The following is an 18,657-nucleotide window of genomic DNA, read 5'->3' on the forward strand; positions in this document are numbered from 1 at the left end:
CACCCTCACTAGTTCGCCTTTCAACATTTTAGGTAGACTTCATTTATGGAGACCGAGACGGCCACGCGCTGGCTGACCGATGCGGAGCAGTGCGCCTGGCGCACCCACCTGGAGGTCAACAGGCTGTTGACGTACCAGCTCGAAAGGGACCTGCAGCCGTTCGGGCTGACCATGAACGACTACGAGATCCTGGTGAACCTCTCCGAGTCGGAGGGCGTACGGATGCGGATGAGCGACCTCGCGTCCGCCACCCTCCAGTCCAAGAGCCGCCTCTCGCACCAGATCACGCGCATGGAGAACGCGGATCTGGTGCGCCGCGAGAACTGCGAGTCCGACCGGCGAGGGCTGTACGCCGTCCTCACCGAGCACGGCATGGAGACGATGAAGAAGGTCGCGCCGCATCACGTGGCGTCTGTGCGGAGGCACTTCATCGATCTGCTCTCCCCGGAGGCACTGGAAGACCTCCACAAGTCACTGCGGCCGATCGCCGAGCATCTGCGGGGGCAGCGCGGCAAGCCGTAGCGGTTCGGTAGCTGTGGGCCGCCGTCCCTAGGCTGCCGGCTGTTCCTGGCTGCTCACACACGACCCCACGCCCCTGTCGGAGTGCGGGGTCGTGCGTGCGCCCCGGACGGAGATCAGGCCGGCCGCCACGGCCACCGCTCCCGAGACCGCGAAGCACAGGCCGATGGACAGGTGGCCGACCAGAAGGCCGACTCCGGCGGCTCCGCCCGAATTCCCGGCGTTCACCGCGGTGTTGACCCAGGCGCCCGCCTGGGTGCGGAAGCCGGGCGGAGCCGCCTCGTCGGCGATCAGGTAGGACGTGGTCAGGGCCGGGGCGACGAAGAAGCCGGCGCAGGCCACGGCGACGGTCAATGTGCCGAGGCCGGGGGCGAGTCCCGCGGCGAGCAGGGCGAGGCCCAGGCCGCCGGCCAGCAGCGGCAGCCGTACGCGCGCGGATCGGCGCCAGTTGACGGCGCCGTTCAGCAGGCCGCCCAGCGCGCTGCCCACCGACAGGGCGGCGAGCACCCAGGCCACGATGTCGTCCCCGTGATGGCGCTGCTGGGCGAAGGCCATCACCAGGAGGTCGATGGCTCCCAGGGACAGGCCCACGCCCGCCGCGACGACGACGGGCTGCACGAGCGCGCGCCCGCCGCGCAGCCGGCGCCCGGAGCCTGCGGCCGGCTTGTCCGCGGCCGGGCGTACGCCCGCCACGACCGGCGACAGCACGAACGCGAGCGTTCCGGCCCACACCAGCAGGGCGCTGAGCACGACCCCGGCGGCCGGCGGCGCGAACTGCACCACCGCGCCCACCAGCAGCGGCCCCGAGACGAAGAGGATCTCCTCCGCGACACCGTCCAGGCTGTACGCGCGCTGCAACAGCAGCCTGTCCTCGACGACTTCGCCCCACACCGCGCGCATCGTGGGACCGAGGGGCGGCGTGCAGGCGCCCGCGGCGACGGCCAGCACGCCGAGTGCCGCAGCCGAGGCTCCCGGCCGCCAGGCTGCCGTCGCGAAGGCCGTGAGCAGGCCCGCGTAGAGCGAGGCCATCGGGAGGAGGGCACGGCGGGGGCCGTACCGGTCGATCAGGGCCGCCCTCGCGGGCGACAGGAACACGCTCATCGCGCCGAACAGCGCCATGACCGTGCCGGCCACGGCGTACGACCCGGTCGCCCGGGTCACGGTCAGCATCAGGGCCAGGGAGACGATGCCGTACGACAGCCTGCCGACCATGGCGGCGGTGAAGGTGCGGCGGGTGTGGGGGATGCGGAAGAGCGCGGCGTACGAGGGCCGCGAAAGGGGCGCAGACATGCGGAGAGTTCCTCAACAGCGAGGCGGACTAGGGGACGCCTGAGTGCCGCGACGGTGCAGCGCCGAGCTGCTGTCTTGTCCGTCGCGGGCCTGGGCGGGCCCTATGCCAAGAGGAGGAACATGCGGCCTAACTTAACAGCGGATGCCGGGAGTTGACCAGGGAAGGCTTTTCTCGCCCCCTCCGCCCCTACCCGTCCCGTACCAGCCTTTCGGCTGCGGGTGGGTGGGGGCTTGTCGCGCAGTTCCCCGCGCCCCTGAGGGGCGCGGGGAACTGCACAGTCTTTTGGCGGGGGTCTGGCGGCGCAGCCCCCAGGTACGGGAAAAAGCCTCGGCTCAGGCCTCTGTCAGGCCCTCCACCAGGGAGTCCGCGGCCCGGTACGGGTCGAGTTCCCCCGCCACGATCCGCTCCGCGAGCGCGCTGAGGCGGCGGTCACCGTGCAGGTCACCGATCCGCTGCCGCAGCGCGGTGACCGCGATCGTCTCGACCTCCTGCGCCGCCCGCGCGAGGCGCCGCTCGCCGAGGACGCCGTGTTCCTCCATCCACGCCCGGTGCTTCTCGAGGGCCTCGACGACCTCGTCGATGCCCTCGCCCCGGGCGGCGACCGTCTTGACGATGGGGGGCCGCCAGTCACCGGGGCCCCGGGATTCACCCAGCCCCAGCATGTGGTTCAGCTCGCGCGCCGTCGCGTCGGCCCCGTCCCGGTCCGCCTTGTTGACCACGTACACGTCGCCGATCTCCAGGATTCCGGCCTTGGCGGCCTGGATACCGTCGCCCATTCCGGGGGCGAGGAGGACGACCGACGTGTCGGCCTGGGAGGCGATCTCGACCTCGGACTGACCGACACCCACCGTCTCGACCAGCACGACATCGCAGCCCGCCGCGTCCAGGACGCGGATCGCCTGGGGGGCCGCCCAGGCGAGACCGCCCAGGTGGCCACGCGTGGCCATCGAGCGGATGTAGACGCCGGGGTCGGACGCGTGTTCCGACATGCGGACGCGGTCGCCCAGCAGCGCGCCGCCCGAGAAGGGAGAGGACGGGTCCACCGCCAGCACACCGACCCGCTTGCCCTGCCGCCGATACGCCGTCACCAGCGCCGACGTCGACGTCGACTTGCCGACGCCCGGCGACCCGGTGAGCCCGACGACGTACGCCCCACCGGTCAGCGGAGCGAGCGCCGCCATGACCTCACGGAGCTGCGGTGCCGCCCCCTCCACCAGGGAGATCAGCCGGGCTACGGCCCGCGGCCGTCCTTCCCTGGCCTGGGCCACCAGCGAGGAGACGTCCTGCATCACAGCTCCGTTCACGAGAGGTCGGTTGAGAAACGCGTGTCAGGCCTTGGGTACCCGCACGATCAGCGCGTCACCCTGACCGCCGCCACCGCACAGCGCGGCCGCGCCCACGCCGCCGCCCCGCCGCTTCAGTTCGAGGGCGAGGTGCAGTACGAGCCGGGCGCCGGACATCCCGATCGGGTGACCGAGGGCAATGGCGCCGCCGTTGACGTTCACCTTTTCCGTGGACACCCCGAGGTCCTTCATTGACTGGACCGCGACCGCCGCGAAGGCTTCGTTGATCTCGATCAGGTCGACGTCCGAGACCTCCAGGCCCTCCTTCTTCAGGGCGTGCAGGATCGCGTTGGAGGGCTGCGACTGCAGGGAGTTGTCCGGCCCGGCCACGTTCCCGTGGGCGCCGATCTCGGCGATCCACTCCAGGCCGAGCTCCTGCGCCTTGGCCTTGCTCATCACGACCACGGCGGCCGCGCCGTCCGAGATCTGGGACGCCGTACCGGCCGTGATGGTGCCGTCCTTCGTGAACGCCGGGCGCAGCTTGCCGAGCGACTCCACGGTCGTCTCGGCGCGGATGCCTTCGTCCTGGCTGAAGACGACGGGCTCGCCCTTGCGCTGCGGAATCTCGATCGGCGTGATCTCCGCCTCGAAGATGCCGTTCTTCTGGGCGGCGGCCGCACGCTGGTGCGAGAGCGCCGCGATCTCGTCCTGCTCGGGACGGGCGATGCCGAGCCGCGTGTTGTGCTTCTCCGTCGACTCGCCCATGGCGATGCCTTCGAAGGAGTCCGTCAGACCGTCGTACGCCATGGCGTCGAGCATCTCGATGGCGCCGTACTTGAAGCCCTCACGGGACTTGGGGAGCAGGTGGGGGGCGTTCGTCATGGACTCCTGGCCGCCCGCGACCACGATGTCGAACTCACCCGCGCGGATCAGCTGGTCCGCGAGCGCGATCGCGTCCAGGCCCGAGAGACACACCTTGTTGATGGTGAGCGCCGGGACGCTCATCGGGATGCCCGCCTTGACCGCGGCCTGGCGTGCCGGGATCTGCCCTGCCCCGGCCTGGAGCACCTGGCCCATGATCACGTACTGCACCTGGTCGCCACCGATCCCCGCACGGTCGAGGGCGGCCTTGATCGCGAAGCCTCCGAGGTCGGCTCCGGAGAAGGACTTCAGCGAACCCAGCAACCGTCCCATGGGCGTCCGAGCGCCCGCGACGATCACCGAGGTACTGCTGTTCGTTCCAGACATGAGGTGCGATCCCCTTTCAGCGTGCACAGCTGAGGAGTGAACGAGGGTTTACTTGAATGTACTGAGCGGTAAGCCACCCGTCATCCGGGCCGCAGTGTGATCGCGCGCACGTTGCGTAACCACCTCCGGAGCGCTGCACTGACTCCATGCTGACGCGAATCGACCACATTGGGATCGCCTGTTTCGACCTCGACAAGACCGTCGAGTTCTACCGGGCCACGTACGGCTTCGAGGTCTTCCACTCCGAGGTCAACGAGGAGCAGGGCGTACGCGAGGCCATGCTCAAGATCAACGAGACCTCCGACGGCGGCGCCTCCTACCTCCAGCTGCTCGAACCCACCCGCGAGGACTCCACCGTCGCGAAGTGGCTGGCCAAGAACGGTGAGGGGGTGCACCACATCGCCTTCGGCACCGCGGACGTCGACGCCGACGCCGCCGACATCAAGGACAAGGGCGTGCGCGTGCTCTACGACGAGCCCCGGCGCGGGTCCATGGGCTCGCGCATCACCTTCCTGCATCCAAAGGATTGCCATGGAGTCCTGACAGAACTGGTCACTTCGGCGCCTGTTGAGTCCCCTGAGCACTGACCCCCGTATATCTGGGCCGGTAGGGTTGGGGGCGGTCGCCGCCATGTCGGGGCGACCAGGCCCTGTCGCCTTTGACGACAGGGCCAAGGGCCGGGGTCCAGGTTTTCGGGGACGGGCGGGACGAGCGTCTGGGCAGCAGCCCATGCTCCGCCGTTGATCTGACACCATTCCCCGGGGGCCCCGTTCGGCGGATGGACGGAGCTCGTTTGGAGAGACTTGCGACCAGGGGACGGATGGGACCGCGCAGTGCGGGGCTACGAACGCCAGGAGCGAGAGCCGGCGGCTGACGTCGACCACCTCTCTCGGTTCGAGGCCGAGATGGAACGGCTGAAGACCGAGCGGGAGAAGGCCGTCCAGCACGCCGAGGATCTCGGCTATCAGGTCGAGGTGCTGCGCGCCAAGCTGCACGAGGCGCGCCGCAGTCTGGCGACCCGTCCTGCCTACGACGGCGCCGACATCGGCTATCAGGCCGAGCAGCTGCTCCGTAACGCCCAGATCCAGGCCGACCAGTTGCGCGCGGACGCCGAGCGCGAGCTGAGCCAGGCCCGCGCGCAGACCCAGCGCATCCTCCAGGAGCACGCCGAGCAGGCCGCCCGTCTCCAGGCGGAGCTGCACCAGGAGGCGGTCTCCCGCCGCCAGCAGCTCGACCAGGAACTGGCCGAGCGCCGGCAGACCGTCGAGTCGCACGTCAACGAGAACGTGGCGTGGGCGGAGCAGCTGCGCGCCCGCACCGAGTCGCAGGCCCGCCGCCTCCTGGAGGAGTCGCGCGCCGAGGCCGACCAGGCGCTGGCCACCGCGCGCGCCGAGGCCGAGCGGATCGCCGCCGAGGCCCGCCAGCGGCTCACCACCGACGCCGAGGCGGCCCGCGCGGAGGCCGAGGCGCTGCTGCGCCGGGCCCGCACGGACGCCGAGCGGCTGCTGAACGCGGCGTCGACCCAGGCCCAGGAGGCCACCGACCACGCCGAGCAGCTGCGCAGTTCCACGGCGACGGAGTCGGACGCCGCCCGCCGCCAGGCCACCGAGCTGAGCCGGGCCGCCGAGCAGCGCATGACGCAGGCCGAGACGGCGCTGCGCGAGGCGCGGGCCGAGGCCGACAAGGTCGTCGCCGAGGCGAAGGAGGCCGCGGCCAAGACCCTCTCCAGCGCGGAGTCGGCGAACGAGCAGCGCACGCGTACGGCGAAGGAGCAGGTCGCCCGGCTGGTCAGCGAGGCCACTAAGGAGGCCGAGACCACCAAGTCCGAGGCCGAGCAGGTCGTCGCGGAGGCCCGCGCCCAGGCCGAGAAGATCGTCGCGGAGGCCGAGGAGAACGCCCGCAGTCTCACTGCCGAGGAGACCGCGTCCCAGCTCGCAAAGGCCGCCCGTACCGCCGAGGACGTACTGAACAAGGCGTCCGAGGAAGCCAAGACGACCACCAAGGCCGCCGCCGAGGAGGCCGAGCGGATCCGCACGGAGGCGGAGGCCGAGGCCGACCGGCTGCGCGCCGAGGCGCACGACATCGCCGAGCAGCTCAAGGGCACGGCGAAGGACGACACCAAGGAGTACCGCGCCAAGACGGTCGAACTGCAAGAGGAGGCGCGCCGCTTGCGCGGCGACGCCGAGCAGCTGCGCTCCGACGCGGTCGCCGAGGGCGAGCGCATCCGCGCCGAGGCCCGGCGCGAGGCCGTCCAGCAGATCGAGGAGGCGGCCAAGACCGCCGAGGAGCTGCTCGCCAAGGCGAAGGCCGACGCGGACGAGCTGCGCACGACGGCCACGACGGACAGCGAGAGGGTCCGCACCGAGGCCATCGAGCGCGCCACGACGCTGCGCCGGCAGGCCGAGGAGACCCTGGAGCGCACCCGCGCCGAGGCCGAGCGGCACCGCGCGGAGGCGGTCGAGCAGTCCGAGGCGATCACGGCGGAGGCCGAGCGGGCCGCCGAGCGGCTGCGCGAGGAGAGCGAGCGCGCCATAGCCGCTCGCCAGGCCGAGGCCGCCGCGGAACTGACGCGGCGGCACACGGAGGCCGAGGAGCGCCTCGCCGCCGCCGAGCAGGCGCTGACGGACGCGCGCGCGGAGGCCGAGCGGATCCGGCGCGAGGCCGCCGAGGAGGCGGACCGGCTGCGTTCGGAGTCCGCCGAGCGGATCCGCACACTGCAGGCGCAGGCCGAGGCCGAGGCCGAGCGGCTGCGCACCGAGGCCGCCGCGGACGCGTCCGCGTCCCGGGCCGAGGGCGAGACCATCGCCGTACGCCTGCGTTCGGAGGCCGCGGCGGAGGCCGAGCGGCTGAAGTCGGAGGCCCAGGACACCGCCGATCGCGTGCGGGCGGAGGCGCAGGCCGCGGCCGAGCGGCTGGCGACCGAGGGCGCCGAGACGCTGGCCGCCGCGCAGGAGGAGGCCGCCCGGCGCCGCCGCGAGGCGGAGGAACTCCTCGGCTCCGCGCGTCAGGAGGCCGACCAGGAGCGCGAGCGGGCCCGCGAGCAGAGCGAGGAGCTGCTGGCTTCCGCGCGCAACCGTGTCGAGGAGGCCCAGGCCGAGGCCGTACGGCTGGTCGAGGAGGCCGACCGGCGCGCGACCGAGATGGTCTCGAACGCCGAGCAGACCGCGCAGCAGGTGCGCGACTCCGTGGCGGGGCTGCACGAGCAGGCGCAGGAGGAGATCGCCGGCCTGCGCTCGGCTGCCGAGCACGCGGCGGACCGTACGCGGACCGAGGCCCAGGAGGAGGCGGACCGGGTCCGCGCCGACGCGTACGCGGAGCGCGAGCGGGCGTCCGAGGACGCGGCGCGCGTCCGGCGGGAGGCGGCCGAGGAGACGGAGGCCGCCAAGTCCCTTGCGGAGCGCACGGTTGCCGAGGCGATCGCCGAGTCCGACCGGCTGCGCTCGGACGCCGCCGAGCACGCCCAGCGCGTACGCACCGAGGCGTCGGACACCATCGCGAACGCCGACCAGGACGCCTCGCGCACCCGTGCGGACGCCCGGGAGGACGCGAACCGGATTCGTTCGGACGCGGCCACGCAGGCGGACACCCTCATCACCGAGGCGGCGTCGGAGGCCGAGCGGCTCGCGAACGAGACCGCCGCCGAGGCCGAGCGCGTGCGGGCCGAATCCGTGGCCAAGGCCGAGCAGCTGATCTCGGACGCGACCGGCGACGCGGAGCGGCTGCGGGCCGAGGCCGCCGAGACGGTCGGCTCCGCGCAGCAGCACGCCGAGCGGATCCGCACCGAGGCGGAGCGGGTCAAGGCCGAGGCGGCGGCGGAAGCCGAGCGGCTCACGTCGTCGGCGCGCGAGGAGGCTGAGCGCACGCTGGACGAGGCGCGCAAGGAGGCCAACAAGCGGCGCTCCGAGGCGGCCGAGCAGGTCGACACCCTCATCTCGGAGACGGCGGCCGAGGCCGACAAGCTGCTCTCCGAGGCGCAGCAGAGCGCGCAGAAGACGACGGCGGACGCCGAGTCGCAGGCCGACACGATGGTGGGTGCGGCCCGCAACGAAGCCGAGCGGCTGGTCTCCGAAGCGACCGTGGAGGGCAACTCCCTGGTGGAGCGGGCCCGCACGGACGCGGACGAGCTGCTGGTCGGCGCACGCCGGGACGCGACGGCCATAAGGGAGCGCGCGGAGGAGCTGCGCGACCGCATCACCACGGAGATCGAGGAGCTGCACGAGCGGGCCCGCCGCGAGTCGGCCGAGACGATGAAGAACGCGGGCGACCGGTGCGACGCGCTCATCAAGGCCGCCGAGGACCAGCTCGCCGAGGCCGAGGCCAAGGCGAAGGACCTGGTGTCGGAGGCCAACTCCGAGGCGAGCAAGGTGCGGATCGCCGCCGTCAAGAAGGCGGAGGGTCTCCTCAAGGAGGCCGAGCAGAAGAAGAGCTCGGTCATCGCCGAGGCCGAGAAGATCAGGTCCGAGGCGATCCGCGAGGCGAAGGCCGCGGTCGAGGAGGGCAAGCGCGATCTGGAGGTCCTGGTCCGCCGCCGCGAGGACATCAATGCGGAGATCTCCCGTGTCCAGGACGTCCTGGAGGCGTTGGAGTCCTTTGAGGCCCCGTCCGGCAAACAGGACGGTGGGGTCAAAGCGGGCGCTGCCGCGGGCGCAACACGTTCGGGTGGCAAGTCGTCGGAGGGCTAGCCAGAAGCACCGATTCCGTGCTTTGCCAGGACCTTTGGCACAGGCTCTGGCAAGCCCTCCGACAGTTAGCCACCCAAAAGGAGTGTCATTCTCCAGATCAAACACGTATCCGCTCGATGACACACCGCTTTGACCCCTAGGATTCCACCTATCACCTCACCGGTCTCATTCGACAGGAACCCCATGAGCGACACTTCCCCCTACGGCTTCGAGCTTGTGCGGCGTGGATACGACCGCGCTCAGGTGGACGAACGCATTTCGAAGCTCGTCTCCGACCGTGACAGCGCTCTGGCTCGTATCACTGCTCTGGAAAAGCGCATCGAGGAGCTCCACCTCGAGACGCAGAACGCCCAGGCCCAGGTCAGCGACGCAGAGCCGTCGTACGCGGGTCTCGGCGCGCGCGTCGAGAAGATCCTCCGCCTCGCCGAGGAGGAGGCGAAGGACCTGCGCGAGGAGGCCCGTCGCGCTTCCGAGCAGCACCGTGAGCTCGCCGAGTCGGCGGCCCAGCAGGTGCGCAACGACGCAGAATCGTTCGCTGCGGACCGCAAGGCCAAGGCGGAGGACGAGGGCGTCCGGATCGTCGAGAAGGCCAAGACCGACGCCTCGCAGCTGCGCCAGGAGGCCCAGAAGGACGCGCAGTCCAAGCGCGAGGAGGCGGACGCCCTCTTCGAGGAGACCCGTGCCAAGGCCGCCCAGGCCGCCGCGGACTTCGAGACGAACCTGGCCAAGCGCCGCGAGCAGTCCGAGCGCGATCTGGCCTCGCGTCAGGCCAAGGCCGAGAAGCGCCTCGCCGAGATCGAGCACCGCGCGGAGCAGCTCCGCCTGGAGGCCGAGAAGCTGCGCACCGACGCCGAGCGCCGCGCCCGCCAGACGGTGGAAACGGCTCAGCGCCAGGCCGAGGACATCGTGGCCGACGCGAACGCCAAGGCCGACCGCATCCGTTCGGAATCCGAGCGCGAGCTCGCGGCCCTCACCAACCGCCGCGACTCGATCAACGCCCAGCTCACGAACGTCCGCGAGATGCTCGCCACGCTCACGGGCGCCGCGGTGGCCGCCGCCGGCACCCCGGCCGAGGACGAGCCGATCTCCCGCGGGGTCCCGGCCCAGCAGACCCGGTAACCACCGGACCGGCTAGCGAAACTGCGGCCCGCACCCTCCGCCGGGGGGTGCGGGCCCGCTTTTAGGGGCGCGGGGCTGCGACATTGTGCGGCTCCGCCGCGTGGGCGCGACAAGCCACGACGGCGCTGCAGCCGGCCAGGGCGAACAAGCGGCAGGACCGCCCCCGCTCGAGTGGCACGGCCCCAGGGCCCGACTTAGCGTGGCCGCATGATCGAGCTCGAGGGCCTGACCAAGCGGTACGGCGAAAAAGTGGCGGTCAACAACCTCACCTTCACCGTCAGACCGGGCATCGTGACGGGCTTCCTCGGCCCCAACGGCGCCGGCAAGTCCACCACCATGCGCATGATGCTCGGGCTCGACCACCCCACCGCCGGTGACGTCCGTATCGACGGCAAGCACTACGACCACCTCAGGGACCCGCTGAAGTACATCGGCGCCCTCCTCGACGCGAAGGCCATGCACGGCGGCCGCAGCGCCTTCAACCACCTGCTCTGCCTCGCGCAGAGCAACGGCATCCCGCGGGCGCGGGTGCACGAGGTCCTCGACACGGTGGGGCTCACCCCGGTCGCGAAGAAGAAGGCCAAGGGGTTCTCGCTCGGCATGGGCCAACGCCTCGGCATCGCGGGCGCGCTGCTCGGCGACCCGCGGATCCTGATGTTCGACGAACCGGTCAACGGGCTCGACCCCGAGGGCATCCACTGGATCCGCAATCTGATGAAATCCCTCGCGGCCCAGGGCCGTACGGTCTTCGTCTCCTCCCACCTCATGAGCGAGATGGCGCTGACCGCCGACCACCTCGTCGTCATCGGCCAGGGCCGACTGCTCGCCGACACCTCCATGGCCGACTTCATCCAGCGGAACTCGCGGTCGTACGTCCGTATCCGCTCCCCCCAGCGCGAGCGGCTCCTCGACGTACTGCACGGCGCGGGCATCACCGTCGTCGAGACGGGCAGCGGCACGCTCGAAGTGGACGGCGGCAAACCGGAGCACATCGGTGAGCTGGCCGCGCAGCACCAGATCGTGCTGCATGAGCTCAGTCCCCAACAGGCCTCCCTGGAGGAAGCCTTCATGCAGCTGACCGCGGAGTCGGTGGAGTACCACGCGCACGCCGACGCACCACGCCCGCAGACCCCGCCGCCGGCCCCGCCCTGGGGCAGCGACTGGAAGAGGGGCTGACCATGGCGGCCACCCAGATCCTCAAGTCCGAGTGGACCAAGATCCGGTCCGTCGCGTCCACCGTCTGGACACTCTCGCTCGCCGCGGTCGTCACGATCGCCCTCGGCATCCTGATCTCGCTGCTGTCGAAGAACGAGTTCGACAAGATGCCCGCGCGGGAGCGGCTCTCCTTCGACCCGACGTTCATCAGCTTCGCGGGCATGACCCTCGGTCAGCTCGCGATGATCGTGTTCGGGGTGCTGGTCGTGGGCAACGAGTACAGCACCGGCATGATCCGCACCTCGCTCGCCGCGGTCCCGCAGCGGGGCTCGTTCCTGTTCAGCAAGATCGCGGTGGCGACGGGCCTCGCCCTCGTCGTCGGCATGATCACCAGCTTCGTCGCCTTCTTCCTCGGCCAGGCGATGCTCGGTCCGCACAAGGCGCAGATCGGCGACCCGGGCGTGCTGCGCGCGGTGATCGGCGGCGGGCTCTATATGACGCTCATCGCCGTCTTCTCGATGGGCGTCGCGGCGATGCTGCGCAGTCCGATGCTCTCGCTGGGCATCCTGATGCCGTTCTTCTTCCTTATCTCCAACATCCTCGGCAACGTCTCGGCGACGAAGAAGATCGGCCGCTATCTGCCCGACCAGGCCGGCAGCAAGATCATGCAGGTCGTGACACCGGTCGACGACAGCACGCCGTACGGTCCCTGGGGCGGCCTCGCGATCATGGTGCTGTGGGTGATCGCGGCCCTCATCGGGGGTTATGCGCTGCTCAAGAAGCGGGACGCATGAGATCACCGGGAACGTGAGTCCGCTCAGGAAGCGGGACGCGTGACCTCACCCTCGTCGGGTGGCGGCCGTTGGATCAGCCCGTCGAAGTCCGTCCAGCCCTCCCAGCGCCACACGTCCTTGTCCAGGTCCGGCTGGAGCGGTACGAAGCGGCCGAGCTCGAAGTCGCCGCCCTCCAGATCGAACCAGCGCTCGTCGGCGACCTCGGTGCCGAGCCCCACGGTCCGCGCGGTCAGCCGTACGAGCAGCTTCACGCCGTACGACCCGGACAGGTCCTTGCCCTGGATGCGGCGGAACGGCAGCTCGGTCACCGGCGCCTCGACCGGTATCCACACCGTGAAGGGCGCCCCGCGCTCGACCGCCAGCCAGGACCGCTCGTCGGCCGGCTCGCCCTTCGCGTCCAGGACCTTCAGCCACTGCTTGTAGATGACGAGGCTGCCGTCGTGCGGGGAGCGTTCCAGGTAGCGCAGGTGAGCGCGGGCGCGCAGGTCCACGACCGACAGATTCTCGAAGCGGTTGTAGAAACGTACGGCGATGATCGCGTCGTCGCTGTTCGCGTGGCGGCGCGAGTAGCCGGGGAAGTCCGCGGTCCAGGCATGCGAGATGCTGGCCCGCTGCCGCCAGACGAAGGGCCGCAGCGCGAACAGCTTGATCAGGACGATGCCCAGCAGCACCGCGGGCACCAGCGCCCCGGTGACCGAGGCGAGGGTGGCGAGCAGCTGGTGCGCGGTGCTGTCCGGTTCGGGTTCGAGGTTGTCCGTGCCGACGCAGGCGCGCAGCACGGTGAGGCTGAGGTCGAAGAGCCGCTCCTCGTTCGAGAACCGCTCGGCTATCGACCGCGGCGAGTGCTCGGTCAGCGTCCAGGCGGTCGCGATGACGAGGGAGAGCCCGGCCAGCGCGCCGAGCGTCATCAGGAGCAGGGCGTGGACGGTACGTCCGGCGATCCACCAGCGAACGGACGTACGGAACCGCGGATGCGCCCGTCCCCGACCCGGCTGTCTCGTTAATCCCAACTTGCCACCCCCGTAACCGACTTCGCTCCCACTCGTACAATGGGAGGGCATGATTCCCGGTGTCCGTTCCGGCCAACCCCGCCCAGATGGGGAGACCAGGCCCCGCCCCGGGTACATCTCGCGTGGAACGCTGTGCCCGTATCGCGCGACCACCCCCGAAGGGCGTCACCGTGACGACGAAGGACCGAAGCCTCGAGGCGCTGGGCCTGGATGACGTGCCCGCGAAGCAGCCGCTCACCTATCCCGGCCGGCCGACCACCGAGCCGTCCCTGCTGACCGGCGGCGAACTGCTCCAGCTCGACGTACGGCCGCTGCGGCTCGGCGAGTGGTACGTGGAGGAGCGGCAGGAGCAGCAGCGGCTCGACGAAGCCCTCGCCGACCTCGGCCAGGTCGTCACCGGGCGCCGTCACCCGGTCATCGCGGTCGGCTCGAACGCCTCCCCCGGCCAGGTCGCCCACAAGCTGACCCGGCTCGGCATCCCGGCGACGGTGCCGATGGTGCCGGTGCGCGTGCACGGCATCGGGGTCGGCTGCTCGGGGCACATCAGCCCGGCGGGCTATGTGGCGGGGACGCCGTACGTCGACCGGGGCGCCGAGACGACGCTCGTGGTGGCCTGGCTGGACTCGACGCAGCTGAAGGCGGTCGACGACACCGAGTTCCCGGACTACCGGCGGGCGATACTCCCCGGCGACGAGTTCGCGATGACGATGCCATCCGGTGAGCGGCTCGGCGGCGCGTACATCTACTTCAGCGCGCACGGCGTGCTCGCCGACCCGGCCACGGAGCAGCCCCGCCCCGGCGGCGGCGACCAGTCCGCGCTGCTCGCCTCACTGCTCGCCGGCTCCGCGCGGCTGCGGGAGCTGCTCGGCCCGGATCCGGCCACCTGGGTGCGGCGCGCCGGGGCCAACCGGTCGCTGCGCGAGCGGGGCACGCGGATCTTCGGCGAGGAGGGCTGGGTACTGCCGCAGACCGACTTCCTGCCGTACGTCGACGAATCGGCCGAGCTGCGGCTGTACGACGACCTGCCGCCGCTGGACGACTCCCTGTCGTAGTCGCCGCCCGAGCCAGCCGGATTTCGTGCCGGAGGCGTCCGGTTTTCATGCCGGAGGAGTCCGGTTTTCGCGTGCGAGGATTCCGCTTCCCGAACCGGAGGGTTCCGTTTCACGTCTGACCAGGCACGACACGTACCTGACAAGACACCCGCGTGACCTGCGCGGTTTTACTTTCTCTTGAGTGGAACCGTCAGCGCCCCGATATCCTCCTAACCCTTACGGGGGCGTGCGCCCCGACGTCCTGAACCTTTCGATGGGTGCGGAGCATGATCGAGGCAGTCGGCCTGACGAAGCGCTACGGCGCCAAGACGGCCGTGTACAACCTTTCCTTCCAGGTGCGGCCGGGCGCCGTCACCGGCTTCCTCGGGCCCAACGGCTCGGGCAAGTCGACGACGATGCGGATGATCCTCGGCCTGGACAACCCCACTTCGGGGCAGGTGACGATCGGCGGCTTCCCGTACCGCAAGCTGCCGAACGCACCCCGCCAGGTCGGCGCGCTCCTCGACGCCAAGGCGGTGCACGGTGGCCGGCACGCCCGCAACCACCTGCTGTGCCTCGCCCAGCTGTCGGGCATCCCGGCCCGCCGGGTGGACGAGGTGCTCGGTGTCGTCGGGCTCCAGGACGTGGCCAAGAAGCGCTCCAAGGGCTTCTCGCTCGGTATGGGCCAGCGGCTCGGCATCGCGGCCGCGCTGCTCGGCGACCCGCAGGTGCTGCTCTTCGACGAGCCGGTCAACGGCCTCGACCCCGAGGGCATCCTCTGGGTGCGCAACCTGATGAAGTCCCTCGCGGCGGAGGGCCGTACGGTCTTCGTCTCCTCGCACCTGATGAGCGAGATGGCGCTGACCGCCGACCACCTGATCGTGATCGGCCGCGGCCAGCTGCTCGCCGACATGAACATCAAGGACTTCATCTCGCACAACTCGGCCGACTTCGCCCGGGTCCGCACCCCGGACACCGAGCCGCAGCAGCGCGAGAAGCTCACCGCCGCGCTGACCGAGGCGGGCGGCCAGGTGCTGCCCGAGCAGGACGGCGCGCTGCGGGTCACCGGCCTGCCGCTGCCCCGCATCAGCGACCTCGCGCACTCCGCCGACGTACGCCTGTGGGAGCTGTCGCCGCACCAGGCCTCGCTGGAGGAGGCGTACATGCGGATGACGCAGGGCGCCGTCGACTACCGCTCGACCATCGACCAGAAGGCCGGGCTCCAGCAGGAGCTGCCGCCCGGCGCCATGCCGCCGCCGCAGATGCCGGTGGCGGGTCAGGGCCAGCCCGGCTGGTACGCACCGCCGCCGCCCCAGCAGGGCGGCCAGCCGTTCGCGATGCCGCAGGGACAGCCGCCGGCGGGGCCGTACGGCGCTCCGGCGGCTCCGGGTGCCGCGGACGTCAACCCGTACGCCCAGGCCGCGCCCCAGGCCCCCACGCAGCCGCCTGCGGCACCCGCCGCGCCCGCCGCCCCCGACCTGACCAAGCCCGAGGACGCCCGATGAGCACGCCCCAGCCCCCAATGCCGCAGCAGGCCGTCGCTGCCCCCAACTGGCAGGCGGCGCCCGGCAGTTCGTACACCTCGCCGATCCCGGTCACCCGCACCCACCTCGGTCACGCGCTCACCTCCGAGTGGACGAAGATCAAGTCGGTGCGCTCCACGATGTGGACGCTCGGCATCTTCCTGCTCCTGGTGATCGGCATCGGCTTCCTCGTCGCCGCGCAGACCACGAACTCCGACTTCACCGACGTGCCCTACACGATCCCGGCCTTCTTCGGGCTGATGCTCGGGCAGATCTGCCTGATCACGCTGGGCGTGCTGGTGGTCTCGTCCGAGTACGGCACGGGCATGATCCGTACGACGTTCACGGCCTCGCCGCAGCGGCACCGGGTGCTCGCCGCGAAGCTGATCATCTTCTTCGCGGTGGCGTTCGTCGTGTCGGCCTTCGCGATCGGCTTCGTCGGCCTGATCACCTCGGGGATGCACGGCGGTTCCTCGAACGTCTCGTGGGGCGGCACGGTGATCATGGGTGCGCTGTACGTCTCGCTGCTCGGCGTCCTCGCGCTCGCGGTGGGCTCGATGCTGCGTCACTCGGCGGGCGCCATCACCACGATGCTCGGTGTCGTGCTGGTGCCCGCGATCATGCCCGCGTTCCTGATGATGTCCGAGAGCATGCAGACGATCGGCGAGAAGATGCAGGAGTACAACGCTCCCAACGCCCTCGCCCGGATCTTCCAGTTGGACAGCGAGAACGGGCACGGCGGCGCGCAGCTCGGTCTGCTCGCCGGGGTGACCGCGGCGGCGATCGTCGGCGCGTTCGTGCTGCTGGAGCGCCGGGACGTCTGACCCCGCCCCTGATGCCTGAAGTCGCCTAGAACCTGGGCGCGTTACGGGACCGCTGCACCCGCGAGGTGCGGCGGTCCTTCGCGTTCCAACAGGCCTTGTGCCAGTGGCGCCGGTCGTCGACGCCCGAGTGCTCCGGCCAGGCCACCACGTGCGGGACGCCGGAGGGGATCATCTGGTCGCAGCCGGGACAACGGTAGGTCTTGCCCTGGGCGCTCGAGCCCGCCACATGACGCACGCTCCACTCCTCGCCCTGCCAGCTCTCCGTGGACTGCCAGCCGCCGTACCGGTCCGAGCGGTCCTCGTCCGCGCTCCGACCGGACGAGCCGGCACCCTTCGGACGGTTGCGACGCGGGGACACAGGACACCTCACGGAGCTATACAGGGAGCAGGGGCCATGTCCAGCCTACGCGGCGCGCACAGGGGTACGCGTACTCCGCCAACCCGCACAGATCCCCCACCGGACGGCCCATTTCGCAGACAATCCGGAAATCTCTCCGCCAGGCCGTGACTTCGGCACGTGTCAGGCGGTTATGCCGGGTGGGGGAGCTCCGTGTCGGAGCCGAGGAAGCAGGAAGTGCGATGCACGTAGGAAGTTTTGTACTGGCGGCCCAGTTCCCGGGACAGGGCCAGGGGGAGGCCCTGCACCGGGCGGTGCGCTCGGCCGAGGTCGCCGAGGAGGCCGGGCTCGACTCGGTTTGGCTGGCCGAGCACCACTTCGTTCCGTACGGCACATGCCCGTCGGCCGTCACGCTCGCCGCGTTCCTGCTCGGCCGCACCCGCCGGATCCGGGTGGGCACGGCGGTCAGCGTACTGCCCACCGCCCACCCCGTGGCGCTCGGCGAGCAGGCCGCGCTGCTGCATCTGACGTCCGGCGGGCGGTTCTCGCTGGGCGTCGGGCGCGGCGGCCCCTGGGTCGACCTGGAGGTCTTCGGTTCGGGACTCGATGCGTACGAGAAGGGGTTCCCGGAATCGCTCGATCTGCTGGTGCGCTGGCTGCGCGAGCCGTCCGTCGCGAGCACCTCGGAGCGGTTCAGCTTCCGTGAAGTCCCGGTCGTCCCCCGGCCGTCGGAGGCCCTGAGCGGCGCTCCGGGTCCCGAGGTCGTCGTCGCCTGCACCTCACCGGCGAGCGTCCGGCTCGCGGCCGAGCGCGGGCTGCCGATGCTCCTCGGGATGCATGTGGGCGACGAGGAGAAGGCCGAAATGGTCTCGCTGTGGCGGAAGTTGGCCCGCGCGGCCGGGCGTCCCGCGGACGAGATCCTCGCCGCGGCCCATGTCTCCGCCGGCGTCTGCCAGATCGCGGACCGCCGCACCGACGCCGTGGAGGCGCTCGTCAAGGCGATGCCGGGCTGGCTGAAGCACGGGCTGGACGCCCATGTGACGGTCGACGGACGCGCCCGCTCGATGCGGGACCCCCTGGCGTACACCGAACTGCTCTGCGGGCTGCACCCGGTGGGCGCCCCCCGGCTGTGCGCCGACCGGCTCGCGGCGACCTCGGAGCGGACCGGCATCTCACGCTTCGCCCTGCTCGTCGAGGGCTCGGGGGACTTGGCGGCGACGGAGGAGAACGTACGACGTCTGGGGGCCGAGGTGCTGCCCCACCTCAGGTGACCGGGGCCCACAACCGGTCCAACAGGCTGTCCTAGGGGTCCAACATGCCGTCCAGCCGGTCCAACAGGCCGTCCAGGCCGTGCCACCGACCGGACGCGCGGGAAGCTTGCCGCCCCAGTACAAAAGCACCTCCCGCGTACGGAGCGGCAAGCAATGCGGCATCACCGCGTCAGCAGTCCCGGAACTCCGGGGACTGGTTCAGCAGCTGACTGCGGACCGAGGTGAAGCGTGCCAGCGTGTCGTCCACTGAGGCGTCCAGCGGGAACACCGCCACCCGGTGGCAGTTCTGAAAGGCCAGCCGCACTCCGAAGTGCCGCTGCAGCGCGCCGCGTATCGCGTCACTCGCGAGCGCACGCAGCAGCTGGCCACGTGCCTGCTCGTCCGGCGGAGGCGTCTGGTTGTCGGCGAAGTTGCCGCCGTCCACCTTCAGCTGGGCCACCAGGGAGCTGATCATCTCCCATGCGTAGGGCAGGGAGGTCCGGACGCAGTCGACGAATTCAGCTTCGTCGACCTCGCCTCGCTCGGCCTGTTCGAGTAGGGCCGGTGAGACGTCGAGCGACATGGGTACTC

General features: G+C 71.0%; 16 protein-coding genes. 10 read left to right on the forward strand and 6 right to left on the reverse strand.

Going from position 1 to position 18,657, the window contains the following annotated elements; genetic code table 11:
- The first annotated feature begins 45 nt into the window (after positions 1–45).
- Complete coding sequence (locus ACFY0T_RS36610) at positions 46–522, forward strand: MarR family transcriptional regulator (protein ID WP_362501170.1); 477 nt, start codon at positions 46–48, stop codon at positions 520–522.
- Between the two features lie 27 nt (positions 523–549).
- Here ACFY0T_RS36610 and ACFY0T_RS36615 read toward each other — a convergent pair whose 3' ends face one another.
- From ACFY0T_RS36615 to ACFY0T_RS36625, 3 genes are all read right to left on the reverse strand, one after another.
- Positions 550–1,809 (reverse strand): MFS transporter, encoded by a 1,260-nt coding sequence (locus ACFY0T_RS36615; RefSeq protein WP_388880813.1) that lies wholly within the window; start codon positions 1,807–1,809, stop codon positions 550–552.
- Positions 1,810–2,142: 333 nt separating this feature from the next.
- Positions 2,143–3,099, reverse strand: coding sequence for a methylmalonyl Co-A mutase-associated GTPase MeaB (gene meaB / locus ACFY0T_RS36620; protein WP_388880816.1), 957 nt, complete (start codon positions 3,097–3,099; stop codon positions 2,143–2,145).
- Between the two features lie 39 nt (positions 3,100–3,138).
- Positions 3,139–4,341: an acetyl-CoA C-acetyltransferase gene (locus ACFY0T_RS36625; protein ID WP_388880819.1), complete on the reverse strand. Its 1,203-nt coding sequence runs from the start codon at positions 4,339–4,341 to the stop codon at positions 3,139–3,141.
- A gap of 146 nt (positions 4,342–4,487) precedes the next feature.
- Here ACFY0T_RS36625 and mce point away from each other — a divergent pair, with 146 nt between their 5' ends.
- From mce to ACFY0T_RS36650, 5 genes are all read left to right on the forward strand, one after another.
- Positions 4,488–4,928 carry a methylmalonyl-CoA epimerase gene (gene mce / locus ACFY0T_RS36630; RefSeq protein ID WP_388880822.1) on the forward strand — a complete coding sequence of 147 codons (441 nt, stop codon included), beginning with the start codon at positions 4,488–4,490 and terminating at the stop codon, positions 4,926–4,928.
- 246 nt (positions 4,929–5,174) lie between these two features.
- The gene (gene scy, locus ACFY0T_RS36635; RefSeq protein ID WP_388880825.1) at positions 5,175–9,023 is read left to right on the forward strand and encodes a polarized growth protein Scy; all 3,849 of its coding nucleotides are present in this window, start codon (positions 5,175–5,177) and stop codon (positions 9,021–9,023) included.
- Between the two features lie 183 nt (positions 9,024–9,206).
- Positions 9,207–10,142, forward strand: a complete 936-nt coding sequence (locus ACFY0T_RS36640) for a cellulose-binding protein (RefSeq protein WP_388880828.1) — start codon at positions 9,207–9,209, stop codon at positions 10,140–10,142.
- Between the two features lie 207 nt (positions 10,143–10,349).
- Positions 10,350–11,318: an ABC transporter ATP-binding protein gene (locus tag ACFY0T_RS36645; protein WP_388880831.1), complete on the forward strand. Its 969-nt coding sequence runs from the start codon at positions 10,350–10,352 to the stop codon at positions 11,316–11,318.
- Between the two features lie 2 nt (positions 11,319–11,320).
- A complete protein-coding gene (locus tag ACFY0T_RS36650) occupies positions 11,321–12,091 on the forward strand; it encodes an ABC transporter permease (protein WP_388880834.1) in 771 nt (256 codons plus the stop codon).
- Positions 12,092–12,114: 23 nt separating this feature from the next.
- Here the strand turns inward: ACFY0T_RS36650 and ACFY0T_RS36655 are convergent, their stop codons facing one another.
- On the reverse strand, positions 12,115–12,999 hold the full coding sequence (locus tag ACFY0T_RS36655; RefSeq protein ID WP_388880837.1) for a hypothetical protein: 885 nt from the start codon (positions 12,997–12,999) through the stop codon (positions 12,115–12,117).
- A 272-nt stretch (positions 13,000–13,271) separates the two neighbouring features.
- Between ACFY0T_RS36655 and ACFY0T_RS36660 the strand changes: the two genes are divergently transcribed.
- From ACFY0T_RS36660 to ACFY0T_RS36670, 3 genes are all read left to right on the forward strand, one after another.
- Positions 13,272–14,153 (forward strand): hypothetical protein, encoded by an 882-nt coding sequence (locus tag ACFY0T_RS36660; RefSeq protein ID WP_388880840.1) that lies wholly within the window; start codon positions 13,272–13,274, stop codon positions 14,151–14,153.
- 266 nt (positions 14,154–14,419) lie between these two features.
- A complete protein-coding gene (locus ACFY0T_RS36665; RefSeq protein ID WP_388880842.1) occupies positions 14,420–15,637 on the forward strand; it encodes an ABC transporter ATP-binding protein in 1,218 nt (405 codons plus the stop codon).
- Entirely contained in the window at positions 15,634–16,479 is an 846-nt protein-coding gene (locus ACFY0T_RS36670; RefSeq protein ID WP_388880845.1) for an ABC transporter permease, read from the forward strand. Before ACFY0T_RS36665 ends, ACFY0T_RS36670 begins: the two co-directional genes overlap by 4 nt.
- 25 nt (positions 16,480–16,504) lie before the next feature.
- Here ACFY0T_RS36670 and ACFY0T_RS36675 read toward each other — a convergent pair whose 3' ends face one another.
- Positions 16,505–16,837, reverse strand: coding sequence for an ATP/GTP-binding protein (locus ACFY0T_RS36675; RefSeq protein ID WP_388880848.1), 333 nt, complete (start codon positions 16,835–16,837; stop codon positions 16,505–16,507).
- 221 nt (positions 16,838–17,058) lie between these two features.
- Here ACFY0T_RS36675 and ACFY0T_RS36680 point away from each other — a divergent pair, with 221 nt between their 5' ends.
- A complete protein-coding gene (locus ACFY0T_RS36680) occupies positions 17,059–18,087 on the forward strand; it encodes an LLM class flavin-dependent oxidoreductase (protein WP_388880851.1) in 1,029 nt (342 codons plus the stop codon).
- 169 nt (positions 18,088–18,256) lie between these two features.
- On the opposite strand, the gene ACFY0T_RS36685 is transcribed toward ACFY0T_RS36680, so the two are convergent.
- Entirely contained in the window at positions 18,257–18,649 is a 393-nt protein-coding gene (locus tag ACFY0T_RS36685; protein WP_165340641.1) for an SCO5389 family protein, read from the reverse strand.
- Positions 18,650–18,657 lie beyond the last annotated feature (8 nt).

Source organism: Streptomyces sp. NPDC001530 (assembly GCF_042894545.1).
In the GTDB taxonomy this organism is placed as follows: domain Bacteria; phylum Actinomycetota; class Actinomycetes; order Streptomycetales; family Streptomycetaceae; genus Streptomyces.

What these genes read in the sequence shown, in the direction of transcription:
- meaB (WP_388880816.1), bottom strand. Translation starts at nt 3,099, where the DNA reads ATGCAGGACGTCTCCTCGCTGGTGGCCCAGGCCAGGGAAGGACGGCCG.
- ACFY0T_RS36655 (WP_388880837.1), bottom strand. Translation starts at nt 12,999, where the DNA reads ATGACGCTCGGCGCGCTGGCCGGGCTCTCCCTCGTCATCGCGACCGCC.
- mce (WP_388880822.1), top strand. Translation starts at nt 4,488, where the DNA reads ATGCTGACGCGAATCGACCACATTGGGATCGCCTGTTTCGACCTCGAC.
- ACFY0T_RS36610 (WP_362501170.1), top strand. Translation starts at nt 46, where the DNA reads ATGGAGACCGAGACGGCCACGCGCTGGCTGACCGATGCGGAGCAGTGC.
- ACFY0T_RS36650 (WP_388880834.1), top strand. Translation starts at nt 11,321, where the DNA reads ATGGCGGCCACCCAGATCCTCAAGTCCGAGTGGACCAAGATCCGGTCC.
- ACFY0T_RS36670 (WP_388880845.1), top strand. Translation starts at nt 15,634, where the DNA reads ATGAGCACGCCCCAGCCCCCAATGCCGCAGCAGGCCGTCGCTGCCCCC.
- ACFY0T_RS36645 (WP_388880831.1), top strand. Translation starts at nt 10,350, where the DNA reads ATGATCGAGCTCGAGGGCCTGACCAAGCGGTACGGCGAAAAAGTGGCG.
- ACFY0T_RS36615 (WP_388880813.1), bottom strand. Translation starts at nt 1,809, where the DNA reads ATGTCTGCGCCCCTTTCGCGGCCCTCGTACGCCGCGCTCTTCCGCATC.
- ACFY0T_RS36625 (WP_388880819.1), bottom strand. Translation starts at nt 4,341, where the DNA reads ATGTCTGGAACGAACAGCAGTACCTCGGTGATCGTCGCGGGCGCTCGG.
- ACFY0T_RS36685 (WP_165340641.1), bottom strand. Translation starts at nt 18,649, where the DNA reads ATGTCGCTCGACGTCTCACCGGCCCTACTCGAACAGGCCGAGCGAGGC.
- ACFY0T_RS36680 (WP_388880851.1), top strand. Translation starts at nt 17,059, where the DNA reads ATGCACGTAGGAAGTTTTGTACTGGCGGCCCAGTTCCCGGGACAGGGC.
- ACFY0T_RS36665 (WP_388880842.1), top strand. Translation starts at nt 14,420, where the DNA reads ATGATCGAGGCAGTCGGCCTGACGAAGCGCTACGGCGCCAAGACGGCC.
- ACFY0T_RS36640 (WP_388880828.1), top strand. Translation starts at nt 9,207, where the DNA reads ATGAGCGACACTTCCCCCTACGGCTTCGAGCTTGTGCGGCGTGGATAC.